The following is a 3,397-nucleotide window of genomic DNA, read 5'->3' as shown; positions in this document are numbered from 1 at the left end:
GTAGCGCCGGGCCGTGCCCGGCGAGCGCGCAGCGCGGCAAGGGAGCCGCCGGGCATGGCCCGGCGCTACCGTTCAACGAATGCCCAACGAAGAACGCCGCCCGAGGGCGGCGTTCTTCATTTCCTTACTTGCCGCCCAACCGCTCCCACAGGAAGCTGTAGGCCAGTGCGGACATGTGCGCGGCCTGCGCGTTGTTGGCCGCACCGCCATGACCGCCTTCGATGTTCTCGTAGTAGGTCACGTCCTTGCCGGCATCGATCATCTTCGCGGCCATCTTGCGGGCGTGGCCCGGATGCACGCGGTCATCGCGGGTGGAGGTGGTGAACAGCACCGGCGGGTAGCTCTTCTTCGCGTCGAACAGGTGGTACGGCGAGAAGGTCTTGATGAACTCCCAGTCGCTGGTGTCCGGGTTGCCGTACTCGGCCATCCACGAAGCACCGGCCAGCAGGTGGCTGTAGCGCTTCATGTCCAGCAGCGGAACCTGCACCACCACCGCACCGAACAGCTCCGGGTACTGGGTCAGCATGTTGCCGGTGAGCAGGCCACCGTTGCTGCCGCCCTGCACGCCCAGGTGCTTGGCAGAAGTGATCTTGCGGGTGACCAGGTCCTGGGCAACCGCGGCCATGTCTTCATAGGCCTTGTGACGGTTCTGCTTCAGCGCCGCCTGGTGCCAGCGCGGGCCGTACTCGCCACCACCGCGGATGTTGGCGACCACGTACACGCCGCCCTTCTCCAGCCAGGCGCGGCCCATGCCACCGGAATACGACGGGGTCAGCGAGATCTCGAAGCCACCGTAGCCGTACAGCAGAGTCGGGTTGGAGCCGTCGAGCTTCATCGCCTTGTCGTGCACCACGAAGTACGGCACGCGGGTGCCGTCCTTGCTGGTGGCGAAGTGCTGTTCAATGACCTTGCCGTCGGCATCAAAGAACGCCGGCATGGTCTTCAGCACTTCCGGCGCCTTGCCGATGTCGGCGATAGCCAGGGTGGTCGGGGTCAGGTAGTCGGTGGCGGTCAGCCACACTGCATCGCTGTCATTGCTGTCGACCGCACTCACGCCCAGGGTGCCGAAGGCCGGCGCGCCGACGAAGTCGCTCTTCTGCCAGCCCTTGGCGGTCGGGGTCAGCACCGACAGGCGGTTCTTGACGTCGTCCAGCACGTTCAGCACCAAGTGGTTCCTGGTCCACGAGGCACTGGCCAGCGAGGTGGTCGCGGTCGGGGTGAACAGCACCTCGAAGTCGCGCTTGCCAGCCAGGAAATCATCCAGCTTGGTCACCAGCAGTGCGCCGGAGGCGTAGGTCTTGCCACCCACGGTCCACGGATCGCGCAGTTCCAGGGTCAGCCACTGCTTGTGCAGGCCCTTCTCGGCCGAGTTCGGCGCATCGATCCGGGCCAGCTTGCCATCGTCGCCGCGCAGGTAGATCTCGTTGTTGTAGAAGGCCAGCGTGCGGCTGACCAGGTTGCGCTCGAAGCCCGGGGTGTCATCGTGCATCGCCGCGATGTACATGTCTTCCGGCTTGCCTTCATAGACCACGCTGGCCGCGGACATCGGCGTGCCACGCTTCCACAGCTTGGCCACGCGCGGGTAACCGGAGGTGGTCATCGAACCGCTGCCGAAGTCGGTGTAGACGAACACGGTGTCGCGGTCGATCCAGCTCAGGCCGCCCTTCGATTCGGGACGGAAGAAGCCGTCCTTGATCCAGCTCTTGCTGGCCAGGTCGAATTCGCGGGTGACATCGGCGTCGGCACCGCCGCGCGACAGCGCGATCAGGCAGCGGCTGTAGTCCGGACGCAGGCAGTCGGCGCCGTGCCAGACCCAGTTTTCGTTCTCGGCCTTGTTCAGCGCATCCAGGTCGAGCACGGTCTCCCAGGTCGGCGAGGCCTTGCGGTACTCGGCCAGGGTGGTGCGACGCCACAGGCCGCGCTCGTGCTGCTTGTCCTTCCAGAAGTTGTAGTAGTAATCACCGATCTTCTGCACGCCGGGAATCTTAGCGTCCGAGTCGAGCACCTCGCGGATGCTGGTCTCCATCTGCTTGAAGGCCGGGGTCTGCGCCAGGCGCGCCTCGGACTTGGCGTTCTGTTCCTTGACCCAGGACAACGGCTTGTCGCCGGTGACGTCCTCCAGCCAGGCGTAACGGTCGGTGTCTTCAGCGGCCACGGCGGTACCCACCGAGGCAGCGGTCATCATGCCGGCCAGCAGGCAGGCGGAAGCGAATCGTGACATTGCAGCTCCAGGCAGTCATTAGCCGTGGAACGCTAGCATGGATCACCGGGACCGCCCCCGTGTCGAAGGTCAGGCCGTGGCGGTGTGCGTCTTGCGCGCACGTGGCTGCGAGCGGCGCCGGGCCTGCCCAGTGTCGCGTCGCAACCAGCGCAGCGCTGCCCGCGTGGGCAACGGGCAGCGCAGCAGGGCCCACCAGGCCGCCAGCGGCATGCCGACCAACCACAGCGGCAACCAACCCAGCCAGGCACTGCTGCCGCGCGCGGCCGGCCACACCAGGACCACGGCCAGCCCGGCCAAGGCGAGCTGCGGCACCACCCGCAGCAGGCGTGGATCGCTGCGTTCGCTGACGCGTTCAGCTGGAAGGCGGTGGCGGGAACGTGTGCGCATGCGGATTCTCCGGTGGTGGATGCGGGCCAGCTTGGCTGCGGGGCTTCTCACCGGCTGCGACACCATTGACGGATGGCGTGCACACAGTGACCATGCGCGGGCAAGCCCACTGGAGCCCGCTCCCGCATGACCTCGATCCGCCCGTTCTGCGCTGTGTTGCTGGCCCTGTCCCTGGGCGGTCCGGCAGTGGCTGCCAATACCCCACCCTCGTCCCACAACAGCGCTGCGGAAGCCTCTGCAGACGGGGCGATCGACCTGCAGCGCTTCATGGGGACCTGGTACGTGATCGGCCGTGTGCCGAACTTCATCGAACGCGGCCACGTCACCAGCGTCAACCAGTACGAGCTGCGCGAGGACCACAAGGTTGCCATCACCTATCGCTACCGCGATGGCTTCGGCGAGCCCCTGCAGGAAATCCGCGCGCGTGCCAGTGTTGATCCGGACAGTGGCAACCACGGCTGGCGCACCTGGTTCTACCGGGTCGTGCCGACCCATTCGCGGGTGCTGGAAGTAGCGCCGGACTATTCCTGGGCGCTGATCGGCTACCCGGGCCGCGAGATGGCCTGGATCTTCTCGCGTACGCCGGACATGGACAAAGGCCTCTACAAGGAGCTGGCCGAGCGCCTGCGTGACGAGTACGGGGTGAACACCGACAAGCTCAAGCGCGTGCCGCAGCACGCCGAACAGGTCGGCAAGCTGGGCTACGAAGTGCCGAACGTGCGTTGAGACGCCGCCGCCGGGCATGGCCCGGCGCTGCCGCGCGAACGTTCCGGTAGCGCCGGGCCATGC

General features: G+C 66.6%; 3 protein-coding genes. 1 reads left to right on the top strand and 2 read right to left on the bottom strand.

Annotated features, from left to right (window positions below; genetic code table 11):
- Positions 1-124 precede the first annotated feature (124 nt).
- Together ACFX4F_RS21095 and ACFX4F_RS21090 are read right to left on the bottom strand one after the other, a co-directional pair.
- Positions 125-2,221, bottom strand: a complete 2,097-nt coding sequence (locus tag ACFX4F_RS21095) for a prolyl oligopeptidase family protein (protein WP_380658316.1) — start codon at positions 2,219-2,221, stop codon at positions 125-127.
- Positions 2,222-2,290: 69 nt separating this feature from the next.
- Complete coding sequence (locus tag ACFX4F_RS21090; RefSeq protein ID WP_380658313.1) at positions 2,291-2,608, bottom strand: hypothetical protein; 318 nt, start codon at positions 2,606-2,608, stop codon at positions 2,291-2,293.
- 126 nt (positions 2,609-2,734) lie between these two features.
- Between ACFX4F_RS21090 and ACFX4F_RS21085 the strand changes: the two genes are divergently transcribed.
- Positions 2,735-3,334: a lipocalin family protein gene (locus ACFX4F_RS21085; RefSeq protein WP_380658310.1), complete on the top strand. Its 600-nt coding sequence runs from the start codon at positions 2,735-2,737 to the stop codon at positions 3,332-3,334.
- Positions 3,335-3,397: the final 63 nt, after the last annotated feature.

It is taken from the genome of Stenotrophomonas sp. YIM B13575 (assembly GCF_042787595.1).
Taxonomy (GTDB): domain Bacteria; phylum Pseudomonadota; class Gammaproteobacteria; order Xanthomonadales; family Xanthomonadaceae; genus Stenotrophomonas; species Stenotrophomonas lactitubi_B.
This window is presented reverse-complemented; position numbering and strand designations above follow the sequence as displayed.